The sequence below is a fragment of the Kribbella sp. NPDC002412 genome, assembly GCF_053592935.1.
This window is the reverse complement of the sequence record NZ_JBSFBL010000032.1, coordinates 56618-75341: the sequence shown is the minus strand read 5'-3', so window position 1 is coordinate 75341 and position 18724 is coordinate 56618. Positions and strand designations below refer to the sequence as shown.

16 protein-coding genes and 1 pseudogene are annotated in these 18724 nt (G+C 68.5%); 14 read left to right on the top strand and 3 right to left on the bottom strand.

Features of this window, described 5'->3' with window-relative positions; translation table 11 throughout:
• Window positions 1-498: 498 nt before the first annotated feature.
• The 9 genes and pseudogenes from ACWCOV_RS24770 to ACWCOV_RS24730 all read left to right on the top strand — a co-directional run bounded on the left by ACWCOV_RS24770 (window position 499) and on the right by ACWCOV_RS24730 (window position 9125).
• The gene (locus ACWCOV_RS24770; protein ID WP_449831670.1) at window positions 499-843 is read left to right on the top strand and encodes a YciI family protein; all 345 of its coding nucleotides are present in this window, start codon (window positions 499-501) and stop codon (window positions 841-843) included.
• A complete protein-coding gene (locus ACWCOV_RS24765; RefSeq protein ID WP_449831669.1) occupies window positions 840-2042 on the top strand; it encodes an RNA polymerase sigma factor in 1203 nt (400 codons plus the stop codon). The genes ACWCOV_RS24770 and ACWCOV_RS24765 overlap by 4 nt, the downstream gene beginning before the upstream one ends.
• A gap of 246 nt (window positions 2043-2288) precedes the next feature.
• The gene (locus ACWCOV_RS24760; RefSeq protein WP_449831668.1) at window positions 2289-2966 is read left to right on the top strand and encodes a methylenetetrahydrofolate reductase; all 678 of its coding nucleotides are present in this window, start codon (window positions 2289-2291) and stop codon (window positions 2964-2966) included.
• A gap of 234 nt (window positions 2967-3200) precedes the next feature.
• A pseudogene (locus tag ACWCOV_RS24755) lies at window positions 3201-3392 on the top strand (4Fe-4S binding protein); the annotation flags it as partial.
• A 140-nt stretch (window positions 3393-3532) separates the two neighbouring features.
• Window positions 3533-4027, top strand: coding sequence for an NADH-quinone oxidoreductase subunit J family protein (locus ACWCOV_RS24750; protein WP_449831667.1), 495 nt, complete (start codon window positions 3533-3535; stop codon window positions 4025-4027).
• Window position 4028: 1 nt separating this feature from the next.
• Window positions 4029-4391 (top strand): NADH-quinone oxidoreductase subunit NuoK, encoded by a 363-nt coding sequence (gene nuoK / locus ACWCOV_RS24745; RefSeq protein WP_449831666.1) that lies wholly within the window; start codon window positions 4029-4031, stop codon window positions 4389-4391.
• Window positions 4388-6151, top strand: a complete 1764-nt coding sequence (locus ACWCOV_RS24740; protein ID WP_449831665.1) for an NADH-quinone oxidoreductase subunit 5 family protein — start codon at window positions 4388-4390, stop codon at window positions 6149-6151. Before nuoK ends, ACWCOV_RS24740 begins: the two co-directional genes overlap by 4 nt.
• The gene (locus ACWCOV_RS24735) at window positions 6148-7677 is read left to right on the top strand and encodes a complex I subunit 4 family protein (protein ID WP_449831664.1); all 1530 of its coding nucleotides are present in this window, start codon (window positions 6148-6150) and stop codon (window positions 7675-7677) included. The genes ACWCOV_RS24740 and ACWCOV_RS24735 overlap by 4 nt, the downstream gene beginning before the upstream one ends.
• Entirely contained in the window at window positions 7674-9125 is a 1452-nt protein-coding gene (locus ACWCOV_RS24730; protein WP_449831663.1) for an NADH-quinone oxidoreductase subunit N, read from the top strand. The genes ACWCOV_RS24735 and ACWCOV_RS24730 overlap by 4 nt, the downstream gene beginning before the upstream one ends.
• Here ACWCOV_RS24730 and ACWCOV_RS24725 read toward each other — a convergent pair.
• A complete protein-coding gene (locus tag ACWCOV_RS24725) occupies window positions 9087-9971 on the bottom strand; it encodes an arylamine N-acetyltransferase family protein (RefSeq protein ID WP_449831662.1) in 885 nt (294 codons plus the stop codon). The two genes, ACWCOV_RS24730 and ACWCOV_RS24725, sit on opposite strands and share 39 nt — an antisense overlap.
• A gap of 129 nt (window positions 9972-10100) precedes the next feature.
• On the opposite strand from ACWCOV_RS24725, the gene ACWCOV_RS24720 reads away from it, so the two are divergent.
• Window positions 10101-11120: a lactonase family protein gene (locus tag ACWCOV_RS24720; RefSeq protein WP_449831661.1), complete on the top strand. Its 1020-nt coding sequence runs from the start codon at window positions 10101-10103 to the stop codon at window positions 11118-11120.
• A 9-nt stretch (window positions 11121-11129) separates the two neighbouring features.
• Here ACWCOV_RS24720 and ACWCOV_RS24715 read toward each other — a convergent pair whose 3' ends face one another.
• Both ACWCOV_RS24715 and ACWCOV_RS24710 read right to left on the bottom strand, forming a co-directional pair.
• Window positions 11130-12230 carry a hypothetical protein gene (locus ACWCOV_RS24715; protein WP_449831660.1) on the bottom strand — a complete coding sequence of 367 codons (1101 nt, stop codon included), beginning with the start codon at window positions 12228-12230 and terminating at the stop codon, window positions 11130-11132.
• 101 nt (window positions 12231-12331) lie between these two features.
• Entirely contained in the window at window positions 12332-12814 is a 483-nt protein-coding gene (locus ACWCOV_RS24710) for a carboxymuconolactone decarboxylase family protein (RefSeq protein ID WP_449831659.1), read from the bottom strand.
• A gap of 140 nt (window positions 12815-12954) precedes the next feature.
• Between ACWCOV_RS24710 and ACWCOV_RS24705 the strand changes: the two genes are divergently transcribed.
• The 4 genes from ACWCOV_RS24705 (at window position 12955) to ACWCOV_RS24690 (ending at window position 18526) form a co-directional block, all read left to right on the top strand.
• Complete coding sequence (locus ACWCOV_RS24705) at window positions 12955-13845, top strand: RNA polymerase sigma-70 factor (RefSeq protein ID WP_449831658.1); 891 nt, start codon at window positions 12955-12957, stop codon at window positions 13843-13845.
• 277 nt (window positions 13846-14122) lie between these two features.
• Window positions 14123-14938, top strand: coding sequence for a hypothetical protein (locus ACWCOV_RS24700; RefSeq protein WP_449831657.1), 816 nt, complete (start codon window positions 14123-14125; stop codon window positions 14936-14938).
• A 731-nt stretch (window positions 14939-15669) separates the two neighbouring features.
• A complete protein-coding gene (locus ACWCOV_RS24695; RefSeq protein ID WP_449831656.1) occupies window positions 15670-17097 on the top strand; it encodes a DNA sulfur modification protein DndB in 1428 nt (475 codons plus the stop codon).
• Window positions 17098-17272: 175 nt separating this feature from the next.
• Window positions 17273-18526: a hypothetical protein gene (locus tag ACWCOV_RS24690; protein ID WP_449831655.1), complete on the top strand. Its 1254-nt coding sequence runs from the start codon at window positions 17273-17275 to the stop codon at window positions 18524-18526.
• Window positions 18527-18724 lie beyond the last annotated feature (198 nt).

The window sequence follows — 18724 nt, the reverse complement described above, 5'->3', positions numbered from 1 at the left end:
AAAGGACACCGCTGCGCGGCGGCTGTCTATCGGCCGCCTGCGGCGGCAGCGCGAACCGTGGCACCGGTTGCTGTGGTCGTCGGTCAGCTGTGGACGGGCGATGCTCGCCGGGCTGGCGGCCGTCCTCCGGCCGGCCCGCGTACGCGCTGAGCAGGCGCGAGCAAAGCACCCGCTGCGCGGTGGCTGACCTGTCGGCCCGCCTGCCGCGGTGCCGCGGACCGTGGCACCGGTTGCTGTGATGGGCGGACAGCTGTCGTCGGGTTGGGGCGGGGAAGGGACGCCGCTGCGCGGTGGCTGTCTTCGGCTGCCTGCTCTGGGCGGCTGTGGATCGGGGAGCCGGCGGAGTGCAGCTCAAGGGGGACGGGCCGGCGGGGGGAGGTCCGCGCAGGCGTGGAGCTGCTACCGGGGTTGGTGGTTGGTAACTACTGTGTTGTTGCCTGTCGATGTGGGGTGGGGGTGTTCGTGTAGGGAGTGCAAGGACTCTCGTCGGAGGTGGGTATGAACCAGTACTTGCTCAGCATTTATCAGCCGGACGGGCCGGCGCCGGAGCCGGAGTTTCTCGAGCCGGTGATGCGTGAGTTGGGTGCGTTGAACGAGGAGATGCAGGCAGCGGGCGTGTGGGTGTTCGCGGCCGGGTTGCATCCGCCGGAGACCGCGACGGTGCTGAAGGCGTCGGGGGACGAGGTGCTGGTGACCGATGGGCCGTTCACCGAGGGGAAGGAACATCTGGGCGGGTTCACGGTGATCGAGGTCGAGGACCTGGATGCCGCGCTGACCTGGGGGCGGCGGCTGGCGAAGGTGCTGAAGAACTTGTCCGTCGAGGTTCGGCCGTTCGTGACGTGACGGTCGACATCGCGGGGGTGTTCCGGGCCGAGCACGGGCGGGCGGTCGCCGTACTCACGCGCGTGTTCGGCGACCTGGAGATCGCGGAGGACGCGGTCCAGGACGCGTTCGCGGCGGCGGTGGAGAAGTGGCCGGCGAACGGCGTACCGCCGAGTCCGGCCGGGTGGATCATCACCACCGCCCGCAACCGCGCGATCGACCGGCTGCGGCGTGAGTCGGTGCGGGAGGACAAGCACGCCCAGGCGGCGCTGCTGCATGCCGAGGCCGAGTTCGTGGAGGAGGGCGCTGTGCACGACGACCGCCTCCGGCTGATCTTCACCTGCTGCCACCCGGCGCTCGCCCTCAACGTCAGGGTCGCCCTCACTCTGCGGATGCTCGGCGGCCTGACCACGGCCGAGATCGCCCACGCTTTCCTGGTGCCGGAGCCGACGATGGCGCAGCGCCTGGTCCGGGCCAAGGCGAAGATCCGCGCGGCCGGCATCCCGTACCGCGTCCCGTACGAGGCCGACCTCCCCGAACGCGTCCGCGGCGTCCTGGCCGTCGTCTACCTGATCTTCAACGAGGGGTACGCCGCCTCGTCCGGCGAAACCCTCGTCCGCGACGACCTGTGCACCGAGGCGATCCGCCTCGGCCGCCTCCTGGTCGAGCTCATGCCCGACGAACCGGAGGCCGTCGGCCTGCTCGCCCTGATGCTCCTGCAAGCTTCCCGCCGCCCCGCCCGAGTCGCCGCCGACGGCTCTCTCATTCGCCTGTCCGACCAGGACCGCCGGCTGTGGGACCGGTCGTTGATCGCTGAAGGCCACGAGCTGGTACGGCGCTGCCTACGCCGCAACCAGCCTGGTCCGTACCAGCTGCAGGCCGCGATCAACGCCGTACACACCGACGCTCCGGCCGCCGCGGACACCGACTGGCCGCAGATCCTCCAGCTCTACGACCACCTCCTAACCCTCGACCCCACCCCGGTCGTTGCCCTCAACCGAGCCGTAGCCCTCGCCGAAGTCCACGGTCCCGCCGAAGCCCTCACCGCGATCGAAGACCTCGACCTAGGCGCCTACTACCTCTTCCACGCCATCCGAGCCGACCTCCTGGTCCGCCTGAACCGCCCCGCCGAGGCCCGCACCGCCTACCAAGCAGCCCTATCCCTCACCACAAACCAAGCCGAACAAGCCTTCCTCGAAGCCCGCCTGACCGAGCTCTAGGTACTGGGGTCTGTCTGAGCAGCTTCTCGTGGGCTTGCACAGGAAATAACAGGTTCTCCCCCGCCAGTTCCTGTCCAAGCCCCCAGTTCGGAGCCACTCGCACGGGTCGGCGACTGGGACGCGTGGGTGAGACATCACCTTCCGGGCGCGGGGGTTCAGTAGGGTCGGGTGATGTTCGAGTTGGTTTGTGAGGTGGAGCCGCCTACGCGGCCGGATTTGAAGCGGGTTCGGCATCAGATCGGGGTGATGAGTCCGATCGCGGACGCGTTCCTGATCCCGGACAACCACATCGGGCGCGCCACGGTGTCGAGTGTGGCGGTGGCGAACGAGGTGCAGGCGATGGGGTCGCGGGGGATCGCCTGCCTGAACTCGCGGGACCGGAATCTGCTCGGTTTCCGGCGGGATCTGCTGACGGCGGCGGCGTACGGCGTGGAGCAGTTCCTCTTCGTGCACGGGGACGACCCGGCCGAGGGCGCCCGGACCAGCCAGCTGACCGTCCGGACGATGATCGAGCAGGCGCGGGACACGTCGTACCCGGGCTGCAACCCGTTCCAGGTCGGCGCCGCGACCCGGCTGAGGCCGGTGCCGCGGTGGAAGGCCGAGGCTGACTTCCTCTACGTGCAGGTCAGTTACGACCTGGACGAGCTGCTGCGGTGGCGGGACAGCGTCGACCTGAACATCCCCGTGTACGCCGGAGTCATGGTGCTCGCGAGCACCAAGATGGCCCACAACCTGGCGGCCCTGCAGCAGCTCAGCATCCCGGCCGCCCTGATCGAGGCGGTCGAGCGGGACCGGGATGCCGGTGTCGACCACGCGTGTGAGCTGGTCCTGAAGATCCGTGACTCCGGTGCCTTCAGCGGCGTTCACCTGGTACCGGTCAGCCGGTACCGGCAGGTTGCCGCTCGCCTGGAGCGGGAACTCTGACCTCGGTCGCACCGGATCGGGCCGGAACCGACTAGTGTCCTGCTAGCAGGGTCTCTACTGACGGGAGGAGGAGGCGTGGGTGTACCTGGCAAGGGGTTGATCGAGGGGCTGAAGGTCACTGCCAAGACACTGGCCCGCCGTTCCGTCACCGAGCAGTACCCCGATGTGCAGCCGGAGCTGCCGCCGCGGACCCGGGGCGTGATCGCGCTGCTGGAGGAGAACTGCACGTCCTGCATGCTGTGCGCCCGGGAGTGCCCGAGCTGGTGCATCTACATCGACTCGCACACCGAGACCGCGCCGTCGGTCGGTGAGCAGGCCCGGGAGCGCAGCCGGAACGTGCTGGACCGGTTCGCGATCGACTTCAGCCTGTGCATGTACTGCGGGATCTGCATCGAGGCCTGCCCGTTCGACGCGCTGTTCTGGTCGCCCGAGTTCGAGTACGCCGAGACCGACATCCGGAACCTGACGCACGAGAAGGACCGGCTCCGCGACTGGATGTGGACCGTCCCGGCGCCGCAGCCGATCGACCCCGGCCCGACCGTCACGCCCGCCCCGGAGGGTGAGGCGTGACGACCGCACTTTTCTGTGTTGCCGGCGCAGTCGCCCTCATCGCCTCGGTCATCGTCGTCACCTCCCGCCGGATCGTGCACGCCGCGCTCTGGCTGGTCGTCGCCCTCGGCGCGATCGCGGGCTGCTTCGGCGCACTGCGGGCCGAGTTCGTCGCGCTGGTGCAGATCCTGGTGTACGTCGGGGCGATCGTCGTACTCGTCCTGTTCGCGCTGATGCTGACCAAGGCGCCGACGAACCCGCTGCCCAGCCTGACCACCAGCCGCAGCCCGTTCGCCGCCGTGGTGGCCGGCGTGCTGGCGCTGCTCCTCGGCACCGGCGTGGTGATTGCCTTTGGCAACGAGGAGATCGGCCCGGTGCCGGACGGCTCCGCCGAGGCCGTCGGTACGGCGGTGTTCAAAACCTGGGTGCTTCCGTTCGAAGTGCTGTCCGTACTCCTGCTGGCCGCGTTGATCGGCGCGATCGCCCTGTCCCAGCGCAAGAAGGAGGACTGACGTGCCGTTGGTTCTTCCGCTGCTGCTGGCGGTGCTGCTGTTCTGCATCGGTGTGTACGGCGTCCTCGCCCGGCGGAACGCGATCACCCTGCTGATGTCGTTCGAGCTGATGCTGAACGCGGTCAACCTCAACCTGGTCGCGTTCGACGCCTGGCGGCTCGACGGTCTCGCGACCGGCCAGACGCTCGCGGTCTTCGTGATCACGCTGGCCGCGGCCGAGATCGGGCTCGGCCTGGCGATCGTGCTGCTGCTGTTCCGCGGCCACGGCCATGTCGACGCCGACGCGGCCCGCGACCTGGTCGAGCGGGACAACCTGGCCGAGCAGGAGGATCTGGTCGAGCAGGAGAAGGGCGCGGCCTCGTGATCGCGACCCTGTGGCGCGTGGTCGGCGTCGGATTCTCACTGCTCGTCGTGTTGATGGCCGGCCTGCTGTACGGCGCCGCCCCCGACCAGACCGGCTTCCTGAACTCGTCGATCGGCGACCTCACCATCGGCTTCGCCGTACGCACCGACGACCTGACCGTGCTCCTGCTCGCGGTCGTCGGAGTGATCGCGTCCTGCGTCCAGGTGTACTCGCTCGGCTACCTGCACGAGCGTCCGGCGTCGTACCACGCCCTCGTCACCCTGTTCACCGCGGCGATGGTGACGGTCGTCGTCGCCGACAGCCTGTTCCTGCTGCTGATCGGGTGGGAGGTGATGGGCGCCTGCTCGTACCTGCTGATCGGTCACTACTGGGAGCGCCGGGACGCCCGCTCCGGCGCGGTCAAGGCGTTCCTGATGACCCGGCTCGGCGACGTCGGTTTCCTGTTCGGCATCTTCGTCCTCGGTGTCGGCGCCGGCACGTTCCGGATCTCCGAGCTCGACCCCGGGCAGCTGTCGCCGAACGTGCTGACCACCGGGACGCTGCTGCTCCTGGTCGGCGTGGTCGGCAAGTCGGCCCAGGTGCCGTTGCAGACCTGGCTTCCGGACGCGATGCCCGGCCCGAGCCCGGTCAGCGCGCTGATCCACGCCGCGACGATGGTTGCCGCCGGCGTCTTCCTGATCGCCCGCCTGTACGACCTGTTCTCGGCCTCCGAGACCACGATGACCGTGCTGGCGATCGTCGCCTCGGTGACCATGCTGTTCGCCGCGCTGTGCGCGATGGCCGCGGTCGAGGTGAAGCGCGTGCTCGCCTGGTCGACCGTGAGCCAGCTGGCGATCATGTTCTCCGCACTCTCCTTGGGTACGGCGGACGGCCGGCACGCAGCGCTGTTCCACCTGGTCACCCACGCCGCGTTCAAGGGCCTGCTGTTCCTCTGCGCCGGCGTCCTGCTCCACCAGGTCGGCAGCGCGGCGTTCGTCGTACTGCGTCGCTACACGAGGAAGGGCCGGCTGCGGAAGGCGCTGCCGGTCACGTTCGCCACGATGACGGTCGGTCTCGCCGCGCTGGCCGGCGTACCCGGGTTCGCCGGGTTCTTCTCGAAGGACGCGGTGGTCGAGGCGGCCTGGCATCACGCGCAGGACGGTTCGGTCGTTGGATGGGTCGTGCTGGTCTCGGTGTGCGTGACCGCGGCGTTGACCGCGTTCTACTGCGTGCGGTTGTGGCTGTGGGTGTTCTTCCGGACGCCCGCGCTGGCCGGCGCGCTCGGCGCCTTCGAGGACGACGACCCGATGGCCGATCTCGAGGAGCCCGACACCTCCAAGCTCCGTGACGCGCCCTGGATCATGCTGGCGCCGCTCGTGCTGCTCGCGGTCGCCTCGGTCGTTCTCGGGTACGTCGACGGCGTCCACCTGAACTGGATCGTCGCGCTGGTGACGACAGCGCTGGTCGTGCTCGGCGGGCTCCCGGCGTACTCGCTGTGGTCCCGCGGTGCGGATCCGCGGCCTGTGGTGCTGGAGCGTGAGTTCGGTGTCGACCCGCTGTACCACCGGCTGTTCGCCGTACCGGCGCGGTGGCTGGCGCGGCTGACCGTGGCGGGGGATCGGGACGTGATCGGTGCCTACGTCCGGGCGACCGGACGAACGGGGACGCTGATGTCGCAGGGCTTCCGGCTGTTGCAGACGGGAAACGTGCAGACCTACCTGACGGCCGCTGTCGTCGGTGTCGTTGCGTTGGCTGTGCTTGCTGGGGTGATCGGCTCGTGAACGCGATCTTGCTGGGGATCCTGGCGCTGCCGTTGCTCGCAGCCCTTGCGGTGTGGGCGGTTCCGGCCGCGGTCGGGGATCGGCTGGCCGCTCTCTATGGATCGGTGATCTCCGGACTCGTGCTGGTTGGGTCGCTGCTGCTCTGGCCGCGGACCGAAGGCTGGTTCGCGTACACGCCATTGCAGGACGAGATGCTCGGCGATGACGGCCGACCGCTGCAGGCGGTCACCGACGTGCCGTGGATTCCCGCGCTCGGGGTGCGCTTCCACGTCGCGGTGGACTCGATCTCGATGCCGCTGATCGTGCTGACTGCGCTGCTGACCTTCCTGTGCTGCCTGTACTCGTTGCGGATCACGCCACGGATCGGCCGGACCCGGTCGCTGATCGCGCTGCTGCTGGTGATCGAGGCCGGTGTGATCGGCACCTTCTCCGCGATGGACCTGGTGCTGTTCTTCATCTGCTTCGAGATCGTGCTGATCCCGATGTGGCTGGTCATCGACATCTGGGGTGACGAGCACGACCGCGCCGGGCGCAAGCGGGCCGCGACGACGTTCGTGCTGATGACCGTGCTCGGTTCGGCGCTGATGCTGCTCGGGTTCCTGCTCGTCTACCGGCAGGCCGGGACGTTCGACATCGTCCGGCTGACCAACTCGCCGGTGCTCGGCGGGCATGGTGTCCCGCTGGCCGCGGCCGTGCTGATCGCGGTCGGCCTGGCGGTCAAGGTGCCGCTCTGGCCGCTGCACATCTGGTTGCCGGACGCGCACGCGAAGGCTCCGACGGTCGGATCGGTCCTGCTCGCCGGGGTGCTGCTGAAGCTCGGCACGTACGGCATGATCCGGATCCTGGTCCCGGTGCTGCCGGATGCGACCGTGACGATCGCGCCGTACCTGGCCGGGTTCTCGACCGTGGCGATCGTCGCGGGGTCGCTGGCGTGTCTGGCCCAGACCGACGTGAAGCGGCTGATCGCGTACTCGAGCGTCGGCCACATGGGTTTCATCGGGCTGGGGATCGCGACGCTGTCGCCGGCCGGTCTGCGCGGGGCGCTGTTCGCGAACATCGCGCACGGGATCATCACCGGCCTGCTGTTCTTCCTGGCCGGCGCGATCAAGGACCGGCACGACACCAGCGACCTGCGGGCGATCGGACGGGCGCTGTACGCCCGGCTGCCGCGGATCGGTGCGCTGCTGACGTTCGCCTGCCTGGCCTCGCTCGGGTTGCCCGGGCTGGCCGGGTTCTGGGGCGAGATGCTCGTCCTGCTCGGCGCCTACGACCCGGCCGACGTGTTGCCGCGGGCAACCTACCTGGTGTTCATGGTGATCGCCGGACTCGGGACCGTGCTGACCGCGGCGTACTTCCTCCGGCTGGTCCGCAACCTCTGCCAGGGTGACCCCGCCGAGCACCCGGCCACGGCGTTCGCGGTCGACCTGAGCCGAATCGAACTGATCGCCTGGTCGCCGCTGATCGTCCTGACCGTCCTGCTCGGCGTCTGGCCCGGCCTCCTTCTGCACCAATGGGGGAGCCTGTGACTCTTACGTGGACCGACTGGCAGGCGATCGCTGTTCCGCTGGCCCTGGCGGTCGGTGCAGTCGCCGTGCTGCTGATCGACGCGTTCTGGCGTAGTGCGTCGGCGCAGCTGCGGCACACGCTCGTCACGCTGCTGACCGGGGCGGTCATCCTGTTCGGGCTGGTCTTCGTGTGGGCGCAGCGAGACGACTTCAAGCCGGCGTTCTGCCGGTCGGCGGTCGAGGGCCCGGCCGAGTGCAGCCTGGTGTTCGAGCCGATGACCGCGGGATTGTGGGCGGTGCTGCTGATCGGCGGACTCGGGGTCGTCGGACTGTCGACGTACCGGCTGCTGGCGGCGGACATCCCGATCGGGGAGTACCACTTCCTGCTGCTCAGCGCGCTCTCCGGCGCCACCGTCCTCGCCGGGGCGCGTGATCTCGCCACCGTCGTGATCGCCCTCGAGGTCGTGTCGCTGCCGAGCTTCGCGATGGTCGCGCTGCGCCGGGACCGCCGCGGGTCCGAAGGCGCGCTGAAGGCGTTCCTGGTGTCGGTGCTGTCGACCGCGGTGATGCTGTTCGGCATCTCCTACCTGTACGGCGTGACCGGCTCGCTGTACGTGACCACGATCGCGAACCGGTTGTCCGGGCTCGACCCGGACCTGCAGCGGGTCGCCTTCGCGGCCGGGCTGTTCGTGATCGTCGGGTTCGCGTTCAAGATCGCCGCGGTGCCGTTCCACGGCTGGCTTCCGGACACGTACGTCGGTGCGCCGGTCGAGGTGACCGCGTTCCTCGCGGTGGTGTCGAAGTCGGCCGGTGTCGCCGGTCTGCTCGTGCTGGTGACGTCCGGGGTCGCGCCGGACGGATCGGATCTGCGGGCGGTGGTCGCCGTACTGGCCGCCGTGACGATGACGGTCGGCAACCTGGCCGCGCTGCGCCAGGTCGAGGCGGTGCGGCTACTGGCGTGGTCGTCGATCGGTCAGGTCGGCTTCCTGCTCGCGCCGCTGGCGGTCGGCGACGCCCAGGCTGTCGTCGGGTACTTGGCGGCGTACGTCGTGGTGACGCTCGGCGCGTTCGGATCGGTCGCCGTGGTGCAGCGGCACCGGCCGGGCGGGCTGTTGTCGGACTACCGCGGCATGGTGCGTTCCGAGCCGGGGCTCGCGGTCGCGCTGATCTTCTTCCTGGTCGTGCTGGCCGGTCTGCCGCCGGGCCTGGCCGGGTTGTTCACCAAGTTCGCCGCGTTCCAGGCCGTCATCGACGCGCACCTCGGCTGGCTCGCGATCGTGATGGCGGTCAACGTGATGATCGGCCTGGCCGTCTACCTCCGCTGGGTCGCCGAGCTCTTCCGGCTGCCCGCCGAGGACCCGTTCTCGGTCGACATCGAGTCGCCGGCCGTCGCGATGATCTCGCTGTGCGCGGCGACCGCCGCCGTCCTCTCAGTCCTCCCCAGCACCCTGTTCGCCCTGGCCACCTGACTGCTGCGCGGCGAGGAAGTCCTGGTACTGCGCCCAGACCCGGCGCCAGAGCTGGTCGCGGCGGCCCGCGTCGTAGTGCGGAAGCGGCAGATAGAACACGTCGGCCAGTACGGCGAAGTAGTCGGCCGGGCTCTCGATGATCGTCGAGTCCACCCGGTCGGCGAACGTCTCGGTCAGACCGACCGACCGCATGACGACGGCACTGGTCGGTTTCCGGCGGAAGGCGGACGCCAGCCGGACGAACGGGGAGTCGGGCTCGGCCGACAGCTTGGCGTGCTGAGCAGCGAAGGCGTCCAGCCCAACCGTGGCCGACTCGAAGTCCATGCCGATCAGTCCGCTGCGCGGGTCGTGGTCCAGCCGCCAGCCGTCGACCTTCTCGGAGGCGCGCAACCGCAGCGGGAACGGTTCCTGGTAGGCGCTGCTGCCCACCTCGAGCGGCAGCGGCGTCACCAGTCCGGCGCCGAGCCCGGCGTCGGCCAGCCAAGTCCGCTCCGGGTCCTCGGCCAGGCCGGTGACGGTGAGCACCATGTGGCTCGCATCGACGTCACCGGGGCGGTTCGGGGTCTCCACGCCGCCGCGGTGCATCTCCACCCGGTAGCCGAGCTCGGTCAGCAGCAGGGCGAACGTGCCGTTGAGCTGAAAGCAGTAGCCACCCGTCTCGCGCGCGATGATCCGCTTTGCGGCGTCCTCCGGCTCCAGCGGTCCGCCCTCGCCGAACTGGTACTGCACTGTCTCGTACGGAACGGTGTCCACGAAGGCCTCGTGCAGCCGCGACAACCCGTCCAGCGTGGGCGGTCCGCCGTACTCGCTGATGCCGATCCGCCGTAAGAACGCCTCCGTGTCCATCCGCTTAGGCTAAGCGGATGGAAGTACTCGACGCACAGCAGTCACTGCAGGCGCGCCTCACGGTTTAAGGCTGCGTTGAGGATTTGGACACGGGATGCCGCCGATACCGCGACCTGGCAGGGTAGGGCCATGACTTCTGAGCGGATCTATGTCGGGAGCTACACGAGTCAGCCGGGTGGCGGCGAAGGTATCGGGCTCGGCCCGCTGGACGGGATCGGGCTGGTGGCGACGACCACCGATCCGTCCTTCCTGGTCAGGTCCGCGGACGGACGGTTCCTCTACGTCACGAACGAGACCGAGAACGGCCGGGTCAGCGCGTTCGCGATCCAGCCGGACGGCGCGCTGGAGCTGCTGAACGACCAGCCGACCGGCGGCGACCACCCGTGCCACCTGGACATCGACCCGTCCGGCCGGTACCTGCTGTCGGCGAACTACACCTCCGGCTCGGTCGCGATCCACCCGATCGCGGCGGACGGCTCGCTCGGCGAGGCCACGCAGGTGCTGCAGCGCGAGGGCACCGGGCCGAACAAGGACCGCCAGGAGGGGCCGCACGCACACCAGATCGCGTTCGACCCGTCCGGGACCTACACCTTCGATGTCGACCTGGGGTCGGACACCGTCTACACCTCCACGCTGACCGAGGACGGGCGACTGGAGGAGGTCGACCGGCTGCACATCCACCCGGGCGCGGGACCGCGGCACCTGGTGTTCCACCCGACCGCGGGCGCGGCGTACGTGATCAACGAGCTCGACTCGACGCTGACCGTCTGCAGCTACACCGACGGCAAGCTGCAGAACGTCCAGACCGCGTCCACCCGGCCGGCCGACTCACCGGGCGAGAACTTCCCGGCCGAGCTGCTGATCTCCGCCGACGGCCGCAACCTCTACGGCTCCAACCGCGGCGACAACACCGTCGCGGTCTTCGCCATCACCGCCGACGGCCTCTCCGTCGAGCTCGTCCAAACCATCGGCTCCGGCGGAGACTGGCCCCGTCACCTTGCCTTCAGCAACGACGGGACCCGCCTCCACGCAGCCAACGAACGCTCAGACACGATCGCCACCTTCGTCATCGACGCCACCGACGGCACCCTGATCGAAGACGGCGCCCCGGTCACCTGGCCGAAGCCGGTCTGCATCCTGCCGGTCTAGGACACGGGTTCAGGACTTCGCGGCCAGGTACAGACGCAGGATGGTGTCGTAGTCGATGATTTCGGCGGCTGCTTCCGCGAGGTCGGCGGCCGTGACCGGCTGGTGGGACCCGGTGATCAGGAGCTTGCGGGGCTCGTCGACCTCGACGCCGTACTTCGTCTGGACGAAGGTCCGGTTCTCGGGAGTCTTGAAGTAGTCGGCGTACTTCGCGAGCTGGGCGGCGCTCTCGCTGATCGTGGCCGCGCGGCGGTGCTTCTTGCCGGGCTCGCGGAGCGGCAGGCCGAGGTCGCCGACGATGTGGGTCCCGTCGGACCGCTCCAGGATGAAGTCGGGGGTGACGACACCGTCCGGGCTCTCGAGGGACGGCCGGGCGATCAGGCGGGTCGCGTCGAAGGCGGCGAGCAGGATGTTCTCGTGCTCGGCCAGGAACTCCTCCGCGGTCGCGTTCGGCAGGCCGTGGGCGAGGTAGGTGCTGGTGAACGCCTCGCTCTTCAGGCCCTCGTCGCCCTTCGGCGCGCTCACGGTGCCGACCGGGTCCAGGTGGGCCGCGGCGGCGGCGAAGTTGCGCAGGAAGTCCAGGTACTTGCCGGCCGGCTCGGAGCGGTGGATCGCCAGCGCGAAGAACGTCCAGTGCGCGCGGGTCGCCGTACCGGCCGAGTGCACGAACAGGACCCGGTCGAAGGTGGAGTAGTTGCCGGGCGCGAACTTCAGCAGCTGGTCGCCGGGGCCGACGTACTCGGTGCCGAGGATCTTCTCCACGCCCGGGAACCAGTCGACCAGCTCGCGGCGGCCGGTCTCGGTGGCGACGGTCGCGTCCTTGACGATGTTCTCGCCGGGGAGCGTCAGGACCGGGGTGCCGTCGGCGAGGCCGAAGTACTCCTCGACGCTGTTCGCCTTCTGCCGGCGCACCTCCAAGGAGCGGTACTCGCGGCTGACACCGACCAGCTCGAGGATGTTCCAGTCCGGGGTCTCGGTGAGCAGCATGATGCGTGGGTAGAGCAGCTGGCCCGGCAGTTCGGCGCCGTGGCTGGTCGGCAGGTGGTCACTCACACTCTTGAGGTGATCCCCCCAGAACTGAGTGTTCACCTTCACGAACTCGGTCGGTTTCAACGCACCTGCTCCTCTCGGCCTTCTCCGGTCATCAGAGCAAACCACAGCCCGGCCCACCGGTATTCCGGCAGGCCGGGCAGGCGGGTGCGGTCAGCTGCCGGTCAGCTTCCGGTCAGCGCGGCCAGCATGCCGGCCTGGTACGAGCCGCCCGGGTTCTTCACGATCACCTGCATCCGGTTGGCCGCGTTGATCAGGCCGACCAGCGTGACGAGCGCAGCGAGCTGGTCGTCGTCGTAGTGCTTGCGGACCTCGTCCCAGGTCTCGTCGGACACGCCCGGGGCCGCGTCCGCCATCCGGGTGCCCTCCTCCGCCAGCGCCAGCGCTGCCCGCTCGGCGTCGGTGAACACCGTCGACTCGCGCCAGGTGGCGACCAGGTTCAGCCGTACGGCGGTCTCGCCGGCGGCCGTCGCCTCCTTGGTGTGCATGTCGGCGCAGAAGCCGCAGCCGTTGATCTGGCTGGCCCGCAGGCTGACCAGCTCCTGCGTGGACTTCGGCAGCGTCGACTGCTCGAGCAGGAGGCTGACGCCGGCTAACCGCTTGCCGAGCTTCATCGCGAAGGCGTTGTCCATCAGGTTGAATCTCATGTCGTCGTCCTCGTCTCGTGGATGTTTCGACCACGAGATGCCGGCAGACCGGATGCTGTGACTGTGACATGAGCCACCGCGACCGGATGTCACAGAACAGGCCGGTCCGGCGTCCCGTGGGTGACAGAGAGGATGGACCTATGAGCGAGCGGATGGATCCCGCCACGGAGGCCTTCGTCACCCACCGCAACCTGCTGTTCACCGTCGCCTACGAGCTCCTGGGCTCGGCCGCCGACGCGGAGGACGTGCTGCAGGAGACCTGGCTGCGCTGGGTGGACGTCGACCTGGACACCGTGCGGAACCAGCGCGCGTACCTGGTCCGGATCACCACCCGACAGGCGCTGACCCGCCTGCGCACGCTGGGCCGTCGCAAGGAGTCGTACGTCGGCCCGTGGCTGCCCGAACCCCTCCTGACCGCCCCCGACGTGGCCGAGGACGTCGAGCTTGCTGACAGCGTCTCGATGGCGATGCTCCTCGTCCTGGAGACCCTCACCCCGACCGAGCGCGCCGTCTTCCTGCTGCGCGAGGTGTTCGCCCTCGAGTACGACGAGATCGCCGAAGCGGTCGACAAGACGCAGGACGCCGTACGCCAGATCGCCCACCGGGCCCGCTCCCACGTCGCCGCCCGCCGTCCCCGCGGCTCCGTCACCCAGGCCCAGTCCCGCGACGCCCTCCAAGCCTTCCAGCGGGCGATCGAGACCGGCGACCTCCAGAGCCTCCTCGACCTGCTGGCGCCGGACGTCGTACTCCTGGGCGACGGCGGCGGCGTGAAGCAGGCCGTCCCGCACCCGGTCGTCGGCGCCGACAAGGTAGCCCGCCTCCTCTCCGCCGGCCTCCCCAACCTCCCCGCCGACGTGACCGTCGAACCCGTCCAGATCAACGGCTACCCCGGCCTCATCATCCGCATCAACGGCGAAATCGACGACGTAGTAGCCCTCCGAATCGACGAAGGCCTAATCACCGGCCTCTACATCATCCGCAACCCGGAAAAACTCTCCCGCGTAGAGCAGGAGACCGCTGTCACCCGGTGAGCGGTCGTCCGGCCTCTCGACACCGCCCCGCCCCACGGAGCAGAGCTGCGCCCGGCACAGGGAAGGCGATCTCCGTCGTACCGAGCGGACCAGATTCGGTTTCGCGGTGCATCATTGCCGGTAGAGGGGTGCCCCGGTGGACGGAGGCCTGCTGGGTGACGATGCCGGCGCCGCTCCGGGCCGGGGAGGGAGCGGGGTCTGCCGGGCGACGGCCGCCTGGGACAGCGTCCAGCTGCGGGCGCCGGCTTGCGTCCGCGAGCATCCTTCAGGGGGAGACATGAAGCATTTTCGGAGCGCGGCTGTCGCCGCGCTCGTGCTTGGCACTCTGATCACATCCGCGGGCAGCGCGCTCGCGGCTCCGCCGGGCAACGATACCTACGGCGGCCGCACCGTGGTCGGAGCCATCCCGTTCACTGACAGCCTCGACACCACCGAGGCGACCACCGACAGCGACGACACCGACATCCGTGCAGGCTGCTTCCTGCCCGAGACCGATGCCAGCGTCTGGTACGAGTTCACCGCGACCGCGGACGGCGATCTTGCGGTCGATGTGAACCCGTCCACGTACTCGGTCGGCACGATCCTGGCGACCGGCAGTCCGGGGAATTGGACTCTGCTGGCCTGTGCGCCCGGCGTGCTGACATGGACGGCGACGGCCGGTACGACGTACACACTGCTGATCTTCGACTCGCAGCTCGACGGCACAGGAAACGGTGGGACGCTCAATCTCACGATCGACGTGCTCCCGCCACGACCCGCGATCGACATCATCAGCGTGAACCCGGTCGGAAGCTTCAACAGCCAGACGGGATCGGCGGTGGTGAGCGGTACCGCGTCCTGCGCCGGTGCAACCTTCGCGTTCGTGCAGGTCGACCTTACGCAGCGGGCCGGGCGGTTCACCGTTCGTGGCAGCGGCGTCTCCAACCTCGTGTGCGACGGCACGGCGCAGCCGTGGACTGTGGACGTCGTGTCGGACGGCAACAGGTTCGCCGGGGGTAAGGCGGCCAGCTTCACAACCGCGGCCGCCTGCAGCCTCTTCGAGTGTGGGTTCGACTCCGAGCCGGGCACCGTCCTACTACGTGGCAAGGCATAGGAACGACAGGCGCCGGACAGCCGAGCGAAGCGAAGGCCCCCCGCGCCTGCAATCCCACCCCAGCCACCGCAGCCGAGCGAAGCGAAGGCCCACCGGCAGCAGTCCACCCAACCCCAGCCACCGCAGCCGAGCGAAGCGAAGGCGCACCGGCAGCAGTCCACCCCACCCCAGCCACCGCAGCCGAGCGAAGCGAAGGCGCACCGGCAGTAGCCCACCCAACCCAGCCACCGCGGGCCGAGCGGAGCGAAGGCCCTGGGGGTGCGGGTGGCGGAGCCCCCGCTGGCGGCAAGCGAAGCGCAGCCGCACAACACGACGAAGGCGACCAGGTCCGCGCTCTCCGCGGACACAGGTCGCCTATCGACTTCGTGGCGGGTGCAGGGTTCGAACCTGCGTAGGCATACGCCGACAGATTTACAGAGGGCAGAGCCTCACGCTCTGATCTGCGTGGAAGGTTCGCATGGCCGATTCTTCCGCACCAGTTCCGCGCGGGCCGCCAGTCCAGGACCTCCGTATAGGGCAGGGGGATGCGCCGCGCGCATCCCCGCACCACGGTGGGCCGCGCTGCGCCGGCGACACGCCGGTGGGAGAAAATAGGCCAGGCCTATTTTCTCCCGAATATTTGCCGTGCTACCTTCATAGAGACAGCGCGGCCCGGCGTGAGACTCGTGGAAAAGCACTCGCCGGGCCGCATCGCGCGAACATGTTGTTCGCACTACTTGAAGGGTAACGCCATGACGGACATCGTCAGCGCCTCAAAGTCGGACGTGGACGAGCTGCGGGAGCTCGACATCCCGGCCGGGATCAAGTTCAGGAAGCTGGGCTTCCTCTCGTACGCCGGTGTGATGCAGAAGATCACTTTCCCGGTGCCGTTCGCTGAGATCGCGGAGCGGTTCACGTTCAACCGGCTGCTGAACCGCCACGACTACGACCTCGACAACACGGACCTCCCCGGCAACCGGGACATCATCGAGTCGCACTGGAGGAAGATCTTCGCGGGGATCAAGAGTACGGATCGGCCCTACCTGGGCACCCTGACCGTCGCCCTCGACAAGGAGGGTTGCAAGATCGAGGTGGTGCGCGAGATCTCCGAATACGTGTCGCTCGTCATGATCACGGTCGACGAGAATTCGCCGAACCCGATCATCGAGGACGGCCAGCACCGGATCGCGATGGCGACCAGTCTGTGGCCCCAGGTGAAGGACGCCACCGAAGGCCCGGAGGCTGAGATCCGCGGCTACCTGGAGAAGACCTCGATCGAGATGACCGTCCTGCTCGAGGACGACGCCGACGTACTGGGCACCATCTTCGTGCGGATGGGGTCGACCAAGCCGATCTCCCCGAACCTCATCGCCGTCATGGACCGCAGCACGGTACAGAACCGCCTCGGCCTGTACGTCACCCGCAACTCCAGCCTGCTGTCGGACCGCGTGTCCTACCTGTCGACCACCGCCTCGAAGAAGATGGCGTTGAAGAAGGGACGCACCTTCGAGGACCTCTACCCCGCGGCCGCGGTGCGGTCGGCCGCGGCCTCCATGGCCGGCGTCGGGGTTCGCGACCGCTCGCCGGAACAGCGGGAGAACCACCTGAAGGAGATCGTCGACGCCCGGGCTATCGCTGAAGGGCTGACCGAGGACGCCGCCATCGACCGCGTCGGACAGGAAATCATCTCCACCCTGGACTACGCCTACAAGCGCATGCCGGGCTGGAAGCAGATGAGCACTGGCACGCTCACCGCCGCCGACTTCAAGAAGCAGTACGTTCACTCGTCTGCCGCCGGACTCCACGTCATCGCGAATGTCATCGCCGCCGGACGCGCTCAGGGGCTCAGCTCGCGGGCCGTCGTGGATGGCCTTGCCAAGCTCCCGTGGGACCGGAAGTCGCTTCGGAAGGCGACGAACGACGCCGGCGAGGAGATCTACGTCCACGAGTTCTTCGAGGGGACCCTCGCAGCGACCTCTTACGACGTGAAGTCCGGGGAGTGGAAGGCCGGCACCGGCGGTGCGACCCGGTCCAACTACGAACCGGCCATCGAGAAGGTCCTCCGTCACCTGGCGAAGCAGGACCCGGCGCTGGCGCCCCTCGGTGAACGGGCCGCGGCGCTCGCCATCGGCCTGGCCCGGACTAAGACCGGTCCCGGGCGCCCGCGGAAGATCGCCTGAGACAGCGCGGAGCGGCCCACGCCTACATGACGTGGGCCGCTCCGCCGTTTCATGTCGCTGCGGGCCCTGTCGATGGCTTCACTCAGGCCTGCCCGATCACCCCCCACTGATGTGGATCTGCTGCGCCGGAAACTGGCGTTGCGAGGCTGTCGGCGGGATGGGCTACCGTCCGGCTATGGCGCTTGCTGACCTCACAGACCGACAGGCCGTCCTCAGCGCACTGTCTGAGTTCGACGCGATCGGCCGAGAGGCGTTCCTGATCAAGTACGGCTTCCGCCACGCGAGCGGCTACTTCGTGCTGCACGATCGCCGCCTGTACGACTCGAAAGCGATCGTCGGAGCAGCACACGGTTACCAAACCGGCGTCCCGCTGAAGGCGAGGCAGTTCAGTGGTGGAGCCGCGACTGTCGTCGCACGGCTGACCGCGCTCGGGTTCGTCGTCACCGTGCCCACTGGTCCCAAGTGGTCCCTGCCGATCGGTGCGGAGACAACCCGGACAGAGGTGGACGCCGTCTACGGGGGAGGCCCCCAGGGCGGCATCCTGACCCCGACCAAGTCAGACAACATCCTGATCTACAGCGACCCAACTGTCAGCATCCTGAACGGCTACAACTTCGACGGCTGGGACGAGACTGAACCTGAGGTCTACTACTACACGGGACAAGGTCAGCAGGGCGACCAAACGTTCGCCTTCGGCAACAAGGCGATCCAGCAGCAGCCCGAGACGGGCCGGATCATTCGCTTCTTCGAGACGGTCGACGGACGAGACAGGCCGGGCGGCAAGGTTCAACGGTACGTCGGAGCCTTTCGCCTGGACGCCGCGAATCCGTTCCGGATCGAGACCGCACCAGATAGGAACGGCGACCCGCGGAAAGTCATCGTTTTCAGACTCCTCAGCATCACACCTGACGAGCACGATTCGGCGACTTCGGGACCCGTCCGGCCGGCGGCATCACGTCCCACCCAGCAGCCGGGAGACAGCAGCGCGGAACGCGGCATCATCTTCGTTGACTCCGAGAACAACACAGTCGTCGAATACGAGACTGCCCCTCGAACGGGTGCCGTCGCTCGACGGCAAGAAGCACTACTAGTCAATCGCTTCGAAGAGTCGCTCCGCGAGGCCGGCCACGAGGTGGAACGAATACGGATACCGATCCCCGGTGAGTCCGGCACACTCGTGACTGACAGCTATTGCAGAAACACCAACGTCCTCTATGAGGCCAAGAGCGGCGCCGATCGCAGTACCGTCCGCCTGGGGGTTGGCCAGCTCTTGGATTACCTCCGCTTCATCCCGGGTGCGAAGGGATGCCTCCTTCTGCCGACGCGGCCCAGTGAAAACGTGATCGCGTTCATCCGCAGCTGCGGGCTAGGCCTCACGTACCCGGCCGGCGACTCTTGGATCTCCTTGCTGACGACCACGGAGGAATGAAGCCCCAGGGGACCGGATTTCGATGCAATTCCTCATCGCGCTCGCGCTTCGTAGCCACTGAGCGAGCCGGGCGGCCGGCGTCAGCTGTGTGTGTCCTGCTCAGCGGCGCTCGCGCGTTGTAACGAAACAGCCACCGCTTACGATTAGCTCGTCACAGACGGTCGCCGTATCGGCATTATTGTCGATGCCCGATGCGAT